Source organism: Actinomadura sp. 3N407 (assembly GCF_052245875.1).
Classification (GTDB): domain Bacteria; phylum Actinomycetota; class Actinomycetes; order Streptosporangiales; family Streptosporangiaceae; genus Spirillospora.
Map to the genome: position 1 here is coordinate 163869 of NZ_JBQQBP010000008.1, position 13977 is coordinate 177845.

The following is a 13977-nucleotide window of genomic DNA, read 5'->3' on the forward strand; positions in this document are numbered from 1 at the left end:
GGTCAGCTCGGGCGCGTGCGGGGGCGGGGGCGGGCGGCCGGGATCGGATGGAGGGCGGCGCCCTCGGTGACGGTGTTGGTGATGGTGCCGATGCCTTCGGCGGTCATGGTGACCTCGTCGCCGACCTGGAGCGGGGCCGGGGTCCGGTTTCCCCTGACGCCCCACAGTTCGGCCAGGCAGCCGCCGTTGCCGCAGGTGCCGGAGCCGAGGACGTCGCCGGGGCGGACGCGGGTGCCGCGCGAGGCGTAGGCGATGAGGTCCTCGAAGGGCCAGCCCATGTTGGAGAGCAGGTCGCGGCCGATCTCGGTGCCGTTGACCGAGACGGACAGTGCCAGGTTGAGGAAGCCCTCGGCGTCACGGTACGGCTCCAATTCGTCGGCGGTGACGATCCAGGGGCCGAGGGTGGTGGCGGTGTCCTTGCCCTTGCAGGGGCCGAGGCCGACCTGCATCTCGGCGGATTGCAGGTCGCGGGCCGACCAGTCGTTGAAGACCGCGTAACCGAAGATGCGGTCGCGCGCCTGCTCGGGCGTCAGGTCGCGGCCTTCCTCGCCGATGATGACGGCCACTTCGAGTTCGAAATCCAGGACTTCGCAGCCGGGCGGTACCGGCACGGGCTCGCCGGTGCCGATGATCGCGTAGGGGTTGGTGAAGTAGAACGTCGGGGCGGCGTACCACTGGTCGGGGACGCCCGCCTCGCCGCTCACGCTGCGCCGTACGCCTTCGACGTGCTCCTCGAACGAGACGAAGTCGCGGACGGTCGGGGGCTGGATCGGCGCGAGAAGCGTCACCTCGTCCAGCGGGACGGCGGGGCCCGCGGCTTCGGGGCGGTTCCCCGACGTGATGACCGTGAGCAGGTCGGGCGCGTCGAGGTGGTGGACGGCGTCGCCCTGGACGACGCCGCAGCGCTGTCGGCCCCGGTGGGTGTAGGCGGCGTATCGCATTCAGACGGGTGGGGCGACGAAGACGCCGCGGTCGGGGTCGTTGAACGATTCCTTGGCGATCAGCTCGTTCATCGGGTTGGCGGTCCCCCACTGGTCGGTGACCTCGGGCTGGGAGAGGTCGTGGACGGACGGGTGCCAGGCGTCCTCGTCCAGCAGTTCCAGCTCGGTGGTGTACTCGACGGTGTTGCCGTGCGGGTCCAGGAAGTAGGAGAAGGTGTTGTCGCCCGCCAGGTGGCGGCCGGGCCCCCAGATCATGCGGGCGCCCGAGCGGATGAGCCGCCCGGTGCCGTACATGTACTCGTCCAGGCCGCGCATCTCGAAGGAGATGTGGTGCAGGGACGTGTGGGGGCCGCGGGCGATGGCGAGGCTGTGGTGCTGCGGGTTGCAGCGCATGAAGTGCATGACCTCGCCCATGTGCGGGGACGCGAGCGTGTCCGAGAGCGCGAAGTTCAGGTGGGTCTCGTACCAGGCGCGGGTGGCGGCGATGTCGGGCGCGTTGAGCACGACGTGGGAGAGCCGGACGGGCACGGCCTCCTTGGGTTCCAGCTTGCGGTGCTCCCGGACGGCGACGTCGGCGGAGACCTCGACCGTCCGGCCGTCCAGGTCGAAGAAGCGGAATCCGTAGCCGCCGCCGGGGGTGCCGAGTCCACCGGGCTCGGTGATCAGCTGGACGGAGGCGTCGCGGAGCCGCGCGGCGAGGGCGTCCACGTCCCCGGGGGCCGCCGCGCCGAAGGCGATCAGGTCGAGCCGCTTGCCGGTGTCGTGGCGGAGCCGGACGATGTACTGCTCCGGCGATCCTTCGGCGGCGAGGAAGCTGATGCCGGTGTCCGAGGCGACTTCCGTCAGGCCCCAGACACCGGAGTAGAAGTCGCGCTGGCGCGCGTAGTCGGGGACCGCGAGGTCCACGTGCCGCAGATGGGTGATGAGTCGCATGTCAGTCCTTGAGTGAGAAGAGCGCGACGGCGTTGGCTCCGCCGATGGCGTCCACGTCGTCCGGTGGCAGCCCGGCGGCGCGCAGGTCGCCGAGCGGGTCGTCGGAGCCCATGTCGAAGGGGTGGTCCGAGCCGAGCAGGACCCGGCCCGCCCCCGCGGCGGACACGAGGGTGCGCAGCACGCCGGGGTCGTGCACGAGGGAGTCGAACCAGAGCCGCCGCAGGTAGGCGCTGGGCTGCTCGGCGCAGCCCTTCGCGTCCGGGCGGGCCCGCCAGCCGTGGTCGGCGCGTCCGATGTGGGTGGGCAGGTAGCCGCCGCCGTGGGCGGCGACGATCTCCAGGCCGGGGTGCCGGTCCAGGACTCCGGAGAAGATCAGGTGGGAGAGGGCGACGGCGTTCTCGGTGGGCTGGCCGACGATGTTGGACAGGTACCAGCGGTCGAGCCGTTCGTCCAGGGTGCAGCCGAACGGGTGCAGGAACAGCACGGCTCCGCGTTCGGCCGCCCGGGACCAGAACGGTTCCAGGGCGGGATCGGACAGGTCCCGGCCGGGGGCGTGGGAGGAGATCTCCACACCCTTGAGGCCGAGGTCGAGCGCATGGTCGAGCGCACGGACGGCCATGTCGGCGTGCTGGAGCGGGACGAGGCCCAGACCGTGCAGTCGGCCGGGCGCCTTGGCGCAGTGCTCGGCGGTGCCCTCGTTGGCCAGGCGGTAGACGCGTTCGGCGAGTTCCGGCTCGGCCCAGTAGTGGTAGTGGGACGGGGAGGGGCTGACGATCTGGACGTCGACGCCGGTCGCGTCCATGTCGGCCAGCCGCACGGTGACGTCGGTGAGCCGGGCGAGTCGATCGCCGACCATCTTCCCGGACACGGCCATCGCCTCGGCGCCGTTGCGGCGGAGGTCGAGCGCGCGATGGGCGTCCAGTCCGGGGCGGCCTGCGACGGCCTGCTCGATGTCCGGCAGGATGACGTGCGCGTGGACGTCCACGGTCGTCATGGCCGCTCGCTCACCATCGCGGCGGTGCGGGCCATCAGGCCGGGCACGTCGGCGTCGTCGGCGGGTTCCATCTGCCAGCGGGCCAGCTGGAGCGAACCCTCCACGACGGCCTGGACGCGCGGGTACCGGCGGTCGGCGAAGGCGGTGAGCAGCGTGTCGCCGACCTCGCGGTTCTCCAGCAGCATCTCGGCCAGGACGGAGGCGTCCTCCAGGCACATGGCCGCGCCCTGGGCCAGGGTGGGCGGGCAGGCGTGCACGGCGTCGCCGATGAGGACGACGTTTCCCCGGTGCCAGGGACGCGGTACCAGCAGCGACTCGAACCAGGTGTAGTTGACGCGCTCGGGGTCGGTGATGTCGCCTTTGATCTCGTCCCACGCGCCGCCGTACGGCTCGGCCAGCTCCCGCATGATCGCCGCCTTCCGGTCCGCGGGGATGGACGCGCGGTCGCGGGCGTCCTCCACCAGGTACGCGTACAGCGTGTTCTCGCTGGTCGGGCAGTATCCGGCGATGTAGCAGGGGCCGCCGTAGGCCAGGTCGGTGCGCACGACCGACGCGGGCCGGCGAGCGTGCACGCGCCAGATGCCCATGCCGACCGGCTCGGGCCCGATGTCGATGCCGATCATGGAGCGGACGGCGGAGTGGATGCCGTCGGCGCCCACGATCACGTCGTACTCGCCGGTGGTGCCGTCGTCGAAGGTCAGCGGATCCAGGGCGGTGACGGTGCGGCCGGCGCTGAGGCGCGCACCGGCCCGCCGGGCCGCCTCCACGAGGATCGCCTGAAGGTCGGGACGGTCCATGCCGAGGGTGGCGGGCAGGTCGGGGCCGCCGGTCCGCAGGTCCTCCTGCTCGAACAGCAGGGAACCGTCCGGCTTGGTGATGCCGACCGACCCGAAGGCGTACCCCTCGGCCCGGACCTGATCCCACACGCCGAGTTCGCGCAGTACGCGCAGGGCGTTGCCCTGCAGGGTGATGCCCGAACCCGGCGACGACAAGGTGGGCTTCACCTCCACCACGTCGACGCGGACGCCTCCGCGGGCGAGCAGGGTGGCCAGTGCGGTGCCGGTGATGCCACCGCCGACGATCAGCACGCTGCCGACGTTCGTCATGCGCGGTCTCCGTTCGATTGCCGGGCGGCTCATTTGAGCGCGATCGGGTTGACGGGCGAGCCGACCGCCCCGGTGATGGGCAGCGGCGCCGCGACGAGCTGGAACTCGTACACGCCGTCGGCGGCGCAGTCTGCGGCGAGGGCGTCCAGGTCCCACATCTCGCCGACGAACAGGCCCATGTTGGGGATGACGACCTGGTGCAGGGGCTGGAAGGCGTCCTCGAACTCGTTGGGACGCACCTCGAATCCCCAGGTGTCGGTGGCGATGGCGGCGATCTCCGTGCGGTGCAGCCAGCCCGCCGTCCAGAACGACAGGCCGGGGGCGGGCCCGCCGGCGTACTCGCCCCACCCGTCGCGGCGGACGCGGGCGAGCTGCCCGGTCCGGACGCACACGATGTCGCCGCAGCCGACCTCGACGCCGTGCGCGTCGGCGGTCGCGGCGAGGTGCTCCTCGGTGATGGCGAACGCGTCCGGCAGTTCCCCTCCGCCGACGACCCGGCCGACGTCCAGGAGCACACCGCGTCCGGCGACCACGTCGGCGACGGTCTCGATGCCCGTCACCAGGTCGCCGTCGCTGGTCACCACGTCCTGGGCAGGACGGCCGTTCCACGCGTTGCCGTGGTCGAAGATGTGGCCGAGGCCGTCCCACTGGGTGGAGCACTGCAGCGGCATCGCGATCACATCGTCGGCGCCGCCGATCCCGTGCGGGAAGCCCTGCTTGCCGAGGGCCGCGTCGACGCCGGTGTCGAGCATCGTGTGCACCGGGTTCGTACGCCGCCGCCACCCGCGCTGGGGCCCGTTCATGTCGAACCGCTGGGACAGCGAGAAGCTCACACCCCGCCTGACCAGCCCAGCCGCCCGCACCCGCTTGGCCTCGCCGAGGAAATTGAGGGTGCCGCGGACATCGTCCTCACCCCAGCGCCCCCAGTTGGAGTACTCACGCGCGGCCCTGGCGATGGCCTCCTCCACGGCGCTCACCGCTCCGCCCGGCAGACGACGCGCTGGGTGCCCAGGCCGGTGATGGTGCCCTCCATGACGTCGCCGTCGCGTAGGAACCGGCCGGACGCCATGCCGTTGCCCGCGGGACTGCCGGTCAGCACCAGGTCCCCGGGCTGGAGCCGGGTGATCTGGGACGCGGCGGAGACCAGGGCGGCGGCGTCGAACAGCATGTCCTTGGTCGATTCGGCCTGCATCACTTCGCCGTTGACGGTCAGCGTGACCTGCAGGTCCATCGGGTCACCGGCCGCGTTGGCGGGGACCAGGAACGGCCCGAGCGGCAAGAAGCCCGGCGCGTTCTTGGACCGGAACCAGTCGGTGCCGATCTCCTTCATGTCCTGCCGGAACACCAGGTCTCGGGTCGTGACGTCGTTGCAGATCGTGTATCCGGCGACGTGGTCGAGGGCCCGCTCGCGCGTCACCCGGAACGCCGGCCGGCCGATGACGGCGGCCAGTTCCAGTTCCCAGTCGTGCCGGTCGCTGTAGCCGGGCAGGACGAGGTCGTCGTAGGGCCCGGCGACCGCGCTCGGCAGGCCCACGAACAGGTACGGGATCCCCTCCGCCGCCCGCCGGTCCATCATCGCGCCGACCTCGGCGCGGGCCGCCGCCTCCTCCTCCGCGCCGGTGAAGTCGCGGTGGGCGACCGCGAGATCGACCACGTGCGTCCGGTAGTTCGCCCCGGACTGGATCACCTGGCCCGGCGTGAACGGGACCAGCACCTCCAGGTCGGACAGCGGCAGCCACACCGTCTCAGCTGAGCCCGCCAGGCCGTCCAGGACGGGCAGCGCCGCGTCCCAGTCCCCGAGCAGCGCCTCCAGCGACGGCCAGTGGCTCCGCAGATCCGCCATGCGGTCGCCGACGACCAGGCCGGGAACACGCATCCCGTCGGCGGAGAACGTCCCAAGCGCGAAGCGCGCGGACGAGGTCGAACAGGTTTCCACGGCGTTGCCTCCGATGTGATTGCCCTCACTGTGCCTGACAGGCAACGATGTGAGAAATCGATACTTTGTCTAGGAACTATTCATGGGATGGATGGAGGCGCCATGGAGAGCCTCGACCTGAACCTCCTGATGGCCCTGCACGCGCTGCTGGAGGAACGCAACGTGACACGGGCCGGTCAGCGCGTGGGCCTCTCACAGCCGGCGATGAGCTCCAACCTGGGCAGGCTGCGCCGCCACTACGGCGACGAACTGCTGACCCGCGTCGGCAACTCCTACGAGCTGACCCCGCTGGCGACCGCACTGGTGGACCCCACGGCCCTCGCCGTCAACGTCGTCGACCGCGTCTTCTCCGCCCGTCCGCGGTTCGACCCGTCCGAAAGCGACCGAGAGTTCACCCTCGTCGCCTCCGACTACGTCCTCACCGTCCTGGGCAACCCCCTGATGCGCAGGCTCGCGACCGAAGCCCCAGGGGTACGGATCCGGTTCCTGCAGATCAACGTGCCAAGAGTCGACGACATCGACGCCACGCTGCGCTCCACCGACGGCCTGATCATGCCGCACGGCTTCATCTCGACCCACCCGTACACCGACGTCTACTCCGACCGATGGGTCATCATCGCCGACCCCGCGAACCCGGCCCTGTCGGACGGGCTCACCATGGACCACCTCGGAACGCTGCCCTGGGTGACCGCCTTCCACGGCCCGACCACCGCGTCGTTCGCGATACGCCAGCTCACCATGCTGGGCATCGAGCCGAACGTGGAGGTCGTCGTGGAGAACTTCCAGTCCCTGCCGTTCCTGATTCCCGGCACTTCCAGAATCGCGCTCATCCAGGAACGGCTGGCGCATCGCCTCAACGCCCTCGGCGGGTTCCAGCTCCATCCCTGCCCGTTCGAGGCGGTCCCGATCCTGGAGGCGCTCTGGTTCCACGCCGTCCACCAGGCCGACCCGGCCCACCGCTGGCTACGCGAAACCCTCACCATCGTCGGCCAAGAAATCGAACACGAACCCGGCAACGAGCCCCCATAAGCCGGTCACTGCCCGCACTCTCCGGCCTGCCGCTCATACTCCTCCCACAGCTCAAGCGACCCGATCAGCACCTCTTCCACCTGTTCGGCCGCCGCCCGGTACGCCTGCGCCCGCCCGGCGCACACCCCCGCGTCCCACACCCTCCCCTGTCCCAACCACACCCGCGCCCGCGCCGCCTCCATCTCCGCCAGCGTCCGCCACGACCGTGCCTCCTGCGGGAACACCTCCAGCGCCTTCCGCGCGCCCGGCGCCAGCCCCGCGAACAAGAACACCGTCTCCGGGTAAGGCTCCGGAAGCAGCTCACCAGGCCCCGCACCCCGTAGCGCCAGCCTTGCCCACGCGCCACGCAGCACTTGGACCACCGTTCCCTTCCCGCTCACCGCGCCACCTCGAACCACACTGTGTACCGGTCGTCGCCACCCGGCAGCGTCCCCCAGCGCTCCGCCAGCCCGTTCACCACCATCAGGCCGCGCCCGGACTCGTCCCAGCCCGCGCCCGGACCTCCCGCACGTCAAGGCTTCCGCCCGAGCACATTCGCTCGGTGTGCACCTCGTCCCAGACGATCACCGCGCCACCCCGGCGATCTGCCGAGCCGCCACGAGCGTGCCGTCCGCCGCGGCCTTACGGCCCCCGTCCCACAGGTACGACCAGCCGGCGCCGTCCTGCACGCCCAGAACCGCCAGCCGTACCGAATGAGCCTGGACGTACAGGACCGGCTGCCCCGCGACCGGAAGAGCCAGCCACGATCCCCGCCCGAGCCCGCGCAGGTCCGTCATCAGCCGGACGAGCACGTTCAACCGCTCCAACGTCGCGGCGGCGGTCGCGTCCGCACTCACCCCGTAGCCGTTCATCGCGACCACCGGGCCAGCTGCTTGAGCACGATCAACGCTCGGTCCGCCGACGCCGACTCGGCCCCGACCTCGCCGAGCACATACCCGCGCTCACCGCCCCACCGGAACCGCCGACCGTCGCAGACGATCACGTGTTCACGACGCGCCCCCAGCGACGCCGAGAGCATGCCCCCGTCCACCGTCGCCCGGCACCCTCGTTGCGTGAGCTGCGCAGCCAGCTCCTCCAGCGGCCCACCCGTACCATTACCCACGGGTCCGACTCCTTCCAGTCGGGCTAGGCCCTGGGCTTGGTGGGGCAAGCACCGGCCCAGGGCCGTCTTCTTTCGGCCACGTCACCGCTAGATCCGATGACGTTCGTAACTCGCCAGAACCACCCACACGCGGTCTGTGACGCTGGCAAGCTATAGCGTGCACGGGGACTACCCTGTTGGCAAGTCCCAATTGGCAATTCCCCAAAAGGTGGAGGTGGCTTCGTGCCGATACGCCCGAGTCCGACCGTGCGCGGTCGCCGACTGCGCTACGAGCTGCGCCGTCTGCGGGAAGAGCGCGGTCTGACGATCGAACAGGTCGCGAGCCGGTCCGAAGGCGACTTCAGCAGCTCGACGATCAGTCGATGGGAGACGGGTGAGCGACGCATCCGCCCTACTGACCTGCGCGTGCTGCTGGACGTCTATGACGTGGACGCCAGCAGGCGCGAGGTGTTGCTCACCTTCGCCCGCGAAGCCCGGCAGCGCGGGTGGTGGCATTCATATGGCGCGGCGATCCCCACCTGGTTTCAGTTCTTCGTGGGCCTAGAGGCCGAGGCGGCTTCGATCCAGGCGTATGAGTCAGAGCTAATGCCCGGTCTGCTCCAGACCCCGGACTACTATCGAGCGTTCCTGCACGCCGCGCCCGCGGCGGGCAACGAGGACGAGATCGAACACAAGATCGAGGTGCGCTCAGCCCGTCAGGAACGTCTGACCGGAGAGAGCCCGCTCAAGTTCTGGGCAGTGGTGAACGAAGCTGTCATTCGGCGAGTCGTCGGGCCCGAGGAAGTGATGCGCGACCAGCTACACCACGTGGTGGATCTCGCCCGCCAGCCTCACGTGAGCGTCCAAGTCCTTCCGTTCAAGGCGGGAGCGCACCCCGCCATGGAGGGATCGTTCACGATTCTGGACTTTCCGGAGGCCAGCGACCCCGATGTGGTCTACCTGGAGAACCAGACAGGCAGCCTCTATCTGGAGGAGACGCCCCAAGTCGAGCGTTATACAGTGATGTTCAACTACCTCATAGCCAAGGCGCTCGATCCCGACGAGTCGCTGTCCATGATCACTCGCGTAGCCGAAGAGCTAGCGTGAATCACGATTTGGGAGGAGCGGGCCATGACCAACGTGGATCTCTCCCGCGCCGTCTGGCGGAAGAGTAGCCGGAGCGGCAACGGCGGCAACTGTGTGGAGATCGCCGATCTGCACCGTGGCGTCGCCGTGCGCGACAGCAAGCATCCCACGGGCCCCAAGTTGATGTTCACGCGTGCCGACTGGCGCACGTTCACAGATGCCGTGAAGCGCAGGGCGAACGACAACTCATGACGTGCTCGCACTTAGCACGACTGTGAGGATTTCCCTACTGGGTCTTGGCGCGCGCCTCGCGTGCGCTTACCGGCGCCTGGCAAAGTCAGCGACGTGATCGGCCGGGTCAGGCCGGCCGATCACGTGCTTATGCAACCAGGGCCTGTGCCGACTGGCCGGAGCGTCCGGCGGAGCCGTAGATCGTGGCGACGCTGATGCCGCATTCAACGGCCTGAACGACGCCAGCCCGCCGCGATCGGCAGGTCCAAGGACATGCGCCTCCCGGACGACGCACCCACCGAGAGCCGCTCAAATCACTGGATCGACCTCGCCCGAGCTCACATGTGGCGCAACGATCTTGGTCGACCGGCGACGAACACGACGGCGTCCGGCCCCGCCGTCTGCCAGTCCCGCACCCAAATGCCGCTCACCGCGGCGATCAGCTCGTCATCCGATTGCGACCGGGCTCTCGTGGGTGCGGTGGCGTGCGAAGTGGCGCTGCGGATCTGGGCGGTCACCAGGAACTCCTATGCTCCACCCAGTCTGCGGCTGCGGCGGCCAGACCGGGATGAGGGGCATCATCTCCGATGTCCTCCCACATGGCCGCCTGCGCCCCTGCGAACGCGGTCACGGCGGTACAAGGGGCCTGCAGGAACGCGGGGACCCGCAAGGCCCATTCCTCGGCCTGCTCCGGGCCGTGCCCGGTGGCGATGAGCCACACCACCCAGCACGCCGGGTCCAGCCAGGACGCGCCACGCGTCGGCCACGCCCAGTCGACCATCACGGCCCGACCTCCACTGATGAGGATGTTGCTCGGCGACCAGTCCGTGTGCGCCAAGCCGTCACCGGCGAACAGGTCCGGCTGGGTGCTGTAGCCCGACCAGCGATGTTCGGCGCGCTTCAACTCGACGTCACCGGGCGCCGAGGGGAAGAGGGTCATCATCGCCGCGATCAACGCGAGATCACCGGAACCGGGAGCGTAATCCGCAGACCGGCCATCCAGGTACTCGAAGCCGTTGAGATCCCACCCCTCCACCTGGTCGGACCAGAGCAAGCGGGCGGAGACGTGTCGCACGTGGAGGTTGATGCCCCGTTCCCGTTCCTGTGTCCACGCGCGGGGGTGGTCGCTGCGAAGGCCCTTGACGAACGTCGTCTCGTTGATGACGACTGCGAGCTCGGAGTTGAACCCCTCGTTCGCGTGGCAGGCCGAGGTCACTGGCCCGGTGTGCTTCTCGATGAGGTGCTGCACGTCTTCCCAACCGCCCCGCATTGTCACGCCTGCAAGCTACTGGAGCGGCCTCCCCGCCAGGTGGAAGCACGGGGAGGCCGCCGCTCACTCGCCGGACCGGCTCACCGGTACGGATTGTCGTCGCCGCACCCGAGGCCGGTCGCCTCGTCCGCCACGTCGTTAACGTCCTCGACGATCGACACCTCGGGCGTGTCATCGCCCGCCACGTCAGTGACTGCCGTCGTATGAGTCATTGGTTCACCCCCCTTCGTGGATGTCCGTGCTGGCAGTAGCTCGCCAGCGGTGCCTGTGCCTTGCGGTAGAGCTGCACGAGCGGCATGCACGTACCGCATGTGTCCTGCAAAGCACAGTCCGTACAACCGCCCTGACGCAGAAGAGATCGGTCGGCGATACCGCCGAGTCGGGCCAAGCCGGTAACCCCTTCGCCGGGCAGATCGATGTTGGGTTCGCGACCGATCTTGCAGATGGACGCCTTCCCGAACGGGTTGACGTGGAAGGAGGTGTGTCCGGCGTCGCAGCCCGTGAACGGCTTGCGCCTGGTGAGGAACTCCGGCGACTGCGATGGGAGACTCTCGCCACCGCCGTAGATCGTCGGGGACATGTTGGCGTACTCCCGGTACCTGGCACCGAACCGCTCGGCCAGCGCCCGCATGGCGTCCACCTCGTGCGCGTTGCGGTCGGTGATGATCAGGCTCAGGTCGAACAAAAGCCCCGCCTCGCTGGCGGCCTCCAGGCCACGCACGAACTTGCGGAATGCGCCCTTGCGGCGGACCAGGCCGTCATAGCTGGCCTCGGTGGCGCCGTAGACGCTGATGCTGAGCTTGCTCGGCCGGTGCGCCGTGAGGAGTTCCAGGACCCTTGGAGCGGCCAGCCTGGAGCCGTTGGTGAGGATCTCAAGCATCATCCCGAGTTCGTACGCCCTGGCGTACACGGGAGCGAACGACCGATCGATCATCGGCTCACCGCCCGTGAGCTGCAGCCACAGCACCCCGGCGTCCCGGATCGTTTCGAGGAGCCGCTCCCGTTCGGGCCACTCCAAGCCCTCGAACTCCTTGAGCGCGATCTCTATTGCCGTCTCGGCCGCGTCTTCCAAGTTCTCGACGCAAGCACCCGCCCGCGCCGCCTGATTCGGGAGCCGGCCTCCGCCGCTGCGGTCCTCGTCCGGCGCGCCGGTTACCGCGTCATTCCGTCGCGGTCCGCCTTATGACGGGTCGGCCGCGGTCAAGGAGCGCACGTTGGCGATTTCGTATTCGGCTACCGAGGTCGAGAGCATCGCGACGCTCTGGTCGTCGCTGGGGCCGCTGCTGCGGAAGATTTCCACGGCCGCTTGCGACTCCCAGCATCCGTAGATGTTGATGCGGGCGGGGTCGAGCAAGTCGGCCGTGATGGCGAAGTCGAGGCACCCGGCGGCCCGGCGAGCCTGTTCGACGACGCTCGTGCAGCCCGCGAGGTAGGACTCGCGCTGACCAGGATCGACCGTGATGTGTCCCGCGACGATGACCATGAGTGCGTTCCTCTTCCGATGTGGCAGGGCATCTTCCATCCCGCACGTACAGACGGCACGGGTACCCGAAACTCATCGGTGGACGGCCGCCCACGTCAGACCGTGCGGCGGCCGGCTTCGACGACCCGCCCGTCGGGCTGGGGTGAGCGTTACGTCCCCGTGAGATGCTGCGAGGGTGACGACGACCGGGCCCGCCGAACCGCCCCCGCGGCGTCGGCGTGGGCGTCCCGGGTACGACCAGGAGGCGATCCTGCGCACCGCGGTGGAGCTGTTCAACCGCAAGGGGTACGACGCCACGAGCATGGGAGACCTGGCCAAGGAACTCGGGCTGACGAAGGCGGCGATCTACCACCACGTCACGAGCAAGGAGCAGCTGCTCAGCCGGGCTTTGGACGACGCCCTCGACGAACTCACCGCCGTCGTGGCCGAGGCGTCCCATGAGCGGGGCGGGGCGACCGCCTACGAGCGGCTGCGCGGGGTGGTGCGGCGCAGCGTCGAGGTTCTCGTCGCGCACCAGCCGTCCGTCACGCTGCTACTGCGGGTCCGGGGCAACAGCCCCGTCGAGCTGGCCGCGCTGGAGAGGCGCCGCTGGCTCGACGACCGGCTCGCCGCGCTCGTCGCCGACGCCGTCAAGGAGGGCGCCCTGCGCGACGACGTGCCGCCGGCGCTGGTGAGCCGGCTGCTGTTCGGCATGGTGAACTCGCTGGTCGAGTGGTACCGCGCGGACGGGGTGTACGACACGGCGACGGTCGCCGGCGCGATCACCGGCATGGCCTTCGACGGCCTGGCCCGGCACGAGGCCTAGGCGTCGTAGTCGATGGTGACGTTCTCGCCGACCGGGAACGTCTGGCAGGTGAGGACGAACCCGGCGTCCACCTCAGACGGTTCGAGGGCGTAGTTGCGGCGCATGTCGACCTCGCCTTCGCGGACGATGGCACGGCACGTCCCGCAGACGCCGCCCTTGCAGGCGAACGGCAGGTCGGCGCGCGTGGCCTGGGCGCCTTCGAGGAGCGTCGCGTCCCGGGGGACGGTCGACGTCGTCCGCAGGCCGTCGAGCATCATCGTCAGCTCGGTCGTCGGGCCGGGCCCGGGGCCGGCGACGGTGCGTCGCGGCTGCGGCGGGGGCTCGTCGACGTAGAACAGTTCGACGTGCACGGTCGCGGGGACGGCGAGGTCGGCGAGCACCGCCCGCGCGTCTTCGAGCATCCGCAGCGGCCCGCAGAGCCAGACGTGGTCGAACGCCTCGGCCGGGATCAGGTCGGTGAGCAGGCGGCGCAGCCGGTCGCGGTCGAGCCGCCCGGAGAACAGTTCGACGTCGCGGGGTTCGCGGGAGAGCACGTGGACCATCTGGAAGCGGGCGCCGTACCGGTTCTTCAGGTCGCCGAGTTCCTCGCTGAACATCACGGTGCCGCTCGTCCGGTTGCCGTACAGGAGCGACACCTGGGCCCCGGGGTGGGCGAGGACCGTGGACGCGACCGACAGCATCGGGGTGATGCCCGACCCGGCGGCGATGCACAGGTGCCGCTCGCCCGGCTCCGGGTCGGCCTGCCAGGAGCCGGTCGGCGTCTGCACGTCGATCGTGGTTCCGGGCACGACGTCGCGCACCAGCCAGGAGGAGAAGAGCCCGTCCGGGATCTCGCGGACGCCGATGCGCGGCGGGGCGCCGGCGGGGGCGCAGATCGAGTAGGAGCGGCGTTCCTCCCGCCCGTCCACGAAGCGGCGCAGGGTGAGCGACTGCCCGGCCTTGAACGCGTACGCCTCGCGCAGTTCGCCGGGGACGTCGAACGTGATCGCCGCGGCGTCCTCGCACAGGTGGTCGACCGCCGCCACGGTCAGCGTGTGGAAGGCGGCGGCCGGCCGGGTCCGCGCGGGGGCCGGAGTGGACAT

At 70.0% G+C, this 13977-nt stretch carries 18 protein-coding genes; 4 read left to right on the forward strand and 14 right to left on the reverse strand.

Annotated elements, in window-relative coordinates; genetic code table 11:
• Positions 1-2: 2 nt before the first annotated feature.
• The 6 genes from ACTWPP_RS21585 to ACTWPP_RS21610 are packed head-to-tail and all read right to left on the reverse strand — an operon-like array spanning position 3 to position 5910.
• A complete protein-coding gene (locus ACTWPP_RS21585) occupies positions 3-941 on the reverse strand; it encodes a fumarylacetoacetate hydrolase family protein (RefSeq protein WP_443106126.1) in 939 nt (312 codons plus the stop codon).
• Positions 942-1874, reverse strand: a complete 933-nt coding sequence (locus ACTWPP_RS21590; protein ID WP_443106127.1) for a VOC family protein — start codon at positions 1872-1874, stop codon at positions 942-944. It lies immediately after the preceding gene.
• 1 nt (position 1875) lies between these two features.
• On the reverse strand, positions 1876-2868 hold the full coding sequence (locus tag ACTWPP_RS21595; protein ID WP_443106128.1) for an amidohydrolase family protein: 993 nt from the start codon (positions 2866-2868) through the stop codon (positions 1876-1878).
• A complete protein-coding gene (locus tag ACTWPP_RS21600) occupies positions 2865-3974 on the reverse strand; it encodes an FAD-dependent oxidoreductase (protein WP_443106129.1) in 1110 nt (369 codons plus the stop codon). Before ACTWPP_RS21600 ends, ACTWPP_RS21595 begins: the two co-directional genes overlap by 4 nt.
• A 29-nt stretch (positions 3975-4003) precedes the next feature.
• Positions 4004-4951, reverse strand: a complete 948-nt coding sequence (locus ACTWPP_RS21605) for a cyclase family protein (RefSeq protein WP_443106130.1) — start codon at positions 4949-4951, stop codon at positions 4004-4006.
• The gene (locus ACTWPP_RS21610) at positions 4948-5910 is read right to left on the reverse strand and encodes a fumarylacetoacetate hydrolase family protein (protein ID WP_443106131.1); all 963 of its coding nucleotides are present in this window, start codon (positions 5908-5910) and stop codon (positions 4948-4950) included. The genes ACTWPP_RS21605 and ACTWPP_RS21610 overlap by 4 nt, the downstream gene beginning before the upstream one ends.
• Before the next feature lie 102 nt (positions 5911-6012).
• Between ACTWPP_RS21610 and ACTWPP_RS21615 the strand changes: the two genes are divergently transcribed.
• Positions 6013-6939, forward strand: a complete 927-nt coding sequence (locus ACTWPP_RS21615; protein ID WP_443106132.1) for a LysR family transcriptional regulator — start codon at positions 6013-6015, stop codon at positions 6937-6939.
• 5 nt (positions 6940-6944) lie between these two features.
• On the opposite strand, the gene ACTWPP_RS21620 is transcribed toward ACTWPP_RS21615, so the two are convergent.
• From ACTWPP_RS21620 to ACTWPP_RS21630, 3 genes are all read right to left on the reverse strand, one after another.
• Positions 6945-7319, reverse strand: coding sequence for a hypothetical protein (locus tag ACTWPP_RS21620; protein ID WP_443106133.1), 375 nt, complete (start codon positions 7317-7319; stop codon positions 6945-6947).
• Between the two features lie 183 nt (positions 7320-7502).
• On the reverse strand, positions 7503-7799 hold the full coding sequence (locus ACTWPP_RS21625) for a hypothetical protein (protein ID WP_443106134.1): 297 nt from the start codon (positions 7797-7799) through the stop codon (positions 7503-7505).
• Positions 7787-8041: a hypothetical protein gene (locus ACTWPP_RS21630; RefSeq protein WP_443106135.1), complete on the reverse strand. Its 255-nt coding sequence runs from the start codon at positions 8039-8041 to the stop codon at positions 7787-7789. Before ACTWPP_RS21630 ends, ACTWPP_RS21625 begins: the two co-directional genes overlap by 13 nt.
• Before the next feature lie 222 nt (positions 8042-8263).
• Here ACTWPP_RS21630 and ACTWPP_RS21635 point away from each other — a divergent pair, with 222 nt between their 5' ends.
• Complete coding sequence (locus ACTWPP_RS21635) at positions 8264-9127, forward strand: helix-turn-helix domain-containing protein (RefSeq protein WP_443106136.1); 864 nt, start codon at positions 8264-8266, stop codon at positions 9125-9127.
• 24 nt (positions 9128-9151) lie between these two features.
• Positions 9152-9358: a DUF397 domain-containing protein gene (locus ACTWPP_RS21640; RefSeq protein ID WP_443106137.1), complete on the forward strand. Its 207-nt coding sequence runs from the start codon at positions 9152-9154 to the stop codon at positions 9356-9358.
• Between the two features lie 317 nt (positions 9359-9675).
• Here the strand turns inward: ACTWPP_RS21640 and ACTWPP_RS21645 are convergent, their stop codons facing one another.
• The 4 genes from ACTWPP_RS21645 to ACTWPP_RS21660 form a co-directional block, all read right to left on the reverse strand.
• Positions 9676-9855, reverse strand: a complete 180-nt coding sequence (locus ACTWPP_RS21645; RefSeq protein ID WP_443106138.1) for a hypothetical protein — start codon at positions 9853-9855, stop codon at positions 9676-9678.
• On the reverse strand, positions 9852-10613 hold the full coding sequence (locus tag ACTWPP_RS21650; RefSeq protein WP_443106139.1) for a hypothetical protein: 762 nt from the start codon (positions 10611-10613) through the stop codon (positions 9852-9854). The genes ACTWPP_RS21645 and ACTWPP_RS21650 overlap by 4 nt, the downstream gene beginning before the upstream one ends.
• Before the next feature lie 202 nt (positions 10614-10815).
• Complete coding sequence (locus ACTWPP_RS21655; RefSeq protein WP_443106140.1) at positions 10816-11679, reverse strand: radical SAM protein; 864 nt, start codon at positions 11677-11679, stop codon at positions 10816-10818.
• Between the two features lie 108 nt (positions 11680-11787).
• Positions 11788-12090, reverse strand: a complete 303-nt coding sequence (locus ACTWPP_RS21660) for a putative quinol monooxygenase (protein ID WP_443106141.1) — start codon at positions 12088-12090, stop codon at positions 11788-11790.
• 175 nt (positions 12091-12265) lie between these two features.
• Here ACTWPP_RS21660 and ACTWPP_RS21665 point away from each other — a divergent pair, with 175 nt between their 5' ends.
• Positions 12266-12895 (forward strand): TetR/AcrR family transcriptional regulator, encoded by a 630-nt coding sequence (locus tag ACTWPP_RS21665; protein ID WP_443106142.1) that lies wholly within the window; start codon positions 12266-12268, stop codon positions 12893-12895.
• Here the strand turns inward: ACTWPP_RS21665 and paaE are convergent.
• Positions 12892-13977, reverse strand: a complete 1086-nt coding sequence (paaE, locus tag ACTWPP_RS21670; RefSeq protein WP_443106143.1) for a 1,2-phenylacetyl-CoA epoxidase subunit PaaE — start codon at positions 13975-13977, stop codon at positions 12892-12894. The genes ACTWPP_RS21665 and paaE overlap by 4 nt on opposite strands.

Bases quoted from the DNA above. Each gene is read 5' to 3' on its own strand.
- ACTWPP_RS21585 (WP_443106126.1), bottom strand. From the start codon at position 941: ATGCGATACGCCGCCTACACCCACCGGGGCCGACAGCGCTGCGGCGTC.
- ACTWPP_RS21590 (WP_443106127.1), bottom strand. From the start codon at position 1,874: ATGCGACTCATCACCCATCTGCGGCACGTGGACCTCGCGGTCCCCGAC.
- ACTWPP_RS21595 (WP_443106128.1), bottom strand. From the start codon at position 2,868: ATGACGACCGTGGACGTCCACGCGCACGTCATCCTGCCGGACATCGAG.
- ACTWPP_RS21600 (WP_443106129.1), bottom strand. From the start codon at position 3,974: ATGACGAACGTCGGCAGCGTGCTGATCGTCGGCGGTGGCATCACCGGC.
- ACTWPP_RS21615 (WP_443106132.1), top strand. From the start codon at position 6,013: ATGGAGAGCCTCGACCTGAACCTCCTGATGGCCCTGCACGCGCTGCTG.
- ACTWPP_RS21640 (WP_443106137.1), top strand. From the start codon at position 9,152: ATGACCAACGTGGATCTCTCCCGCGCCGTCTGGCGGAAGAGTAGCCGG.
- ACTWPP_RS21660 (WP_443106141.1), bottom strand. From the start codon at position 12,090: ATGGTCATCGTCGCGGGACACATCACGGTCGATCCTGGTCAGCGCGAG.
- paaE (WP_443106143.1), bottom strand. From the start codon at position 13,977: ATGTCCACTCCGGCCCCCGCGCGGACCCGGCCGGCCGCCGCCTTCCAC.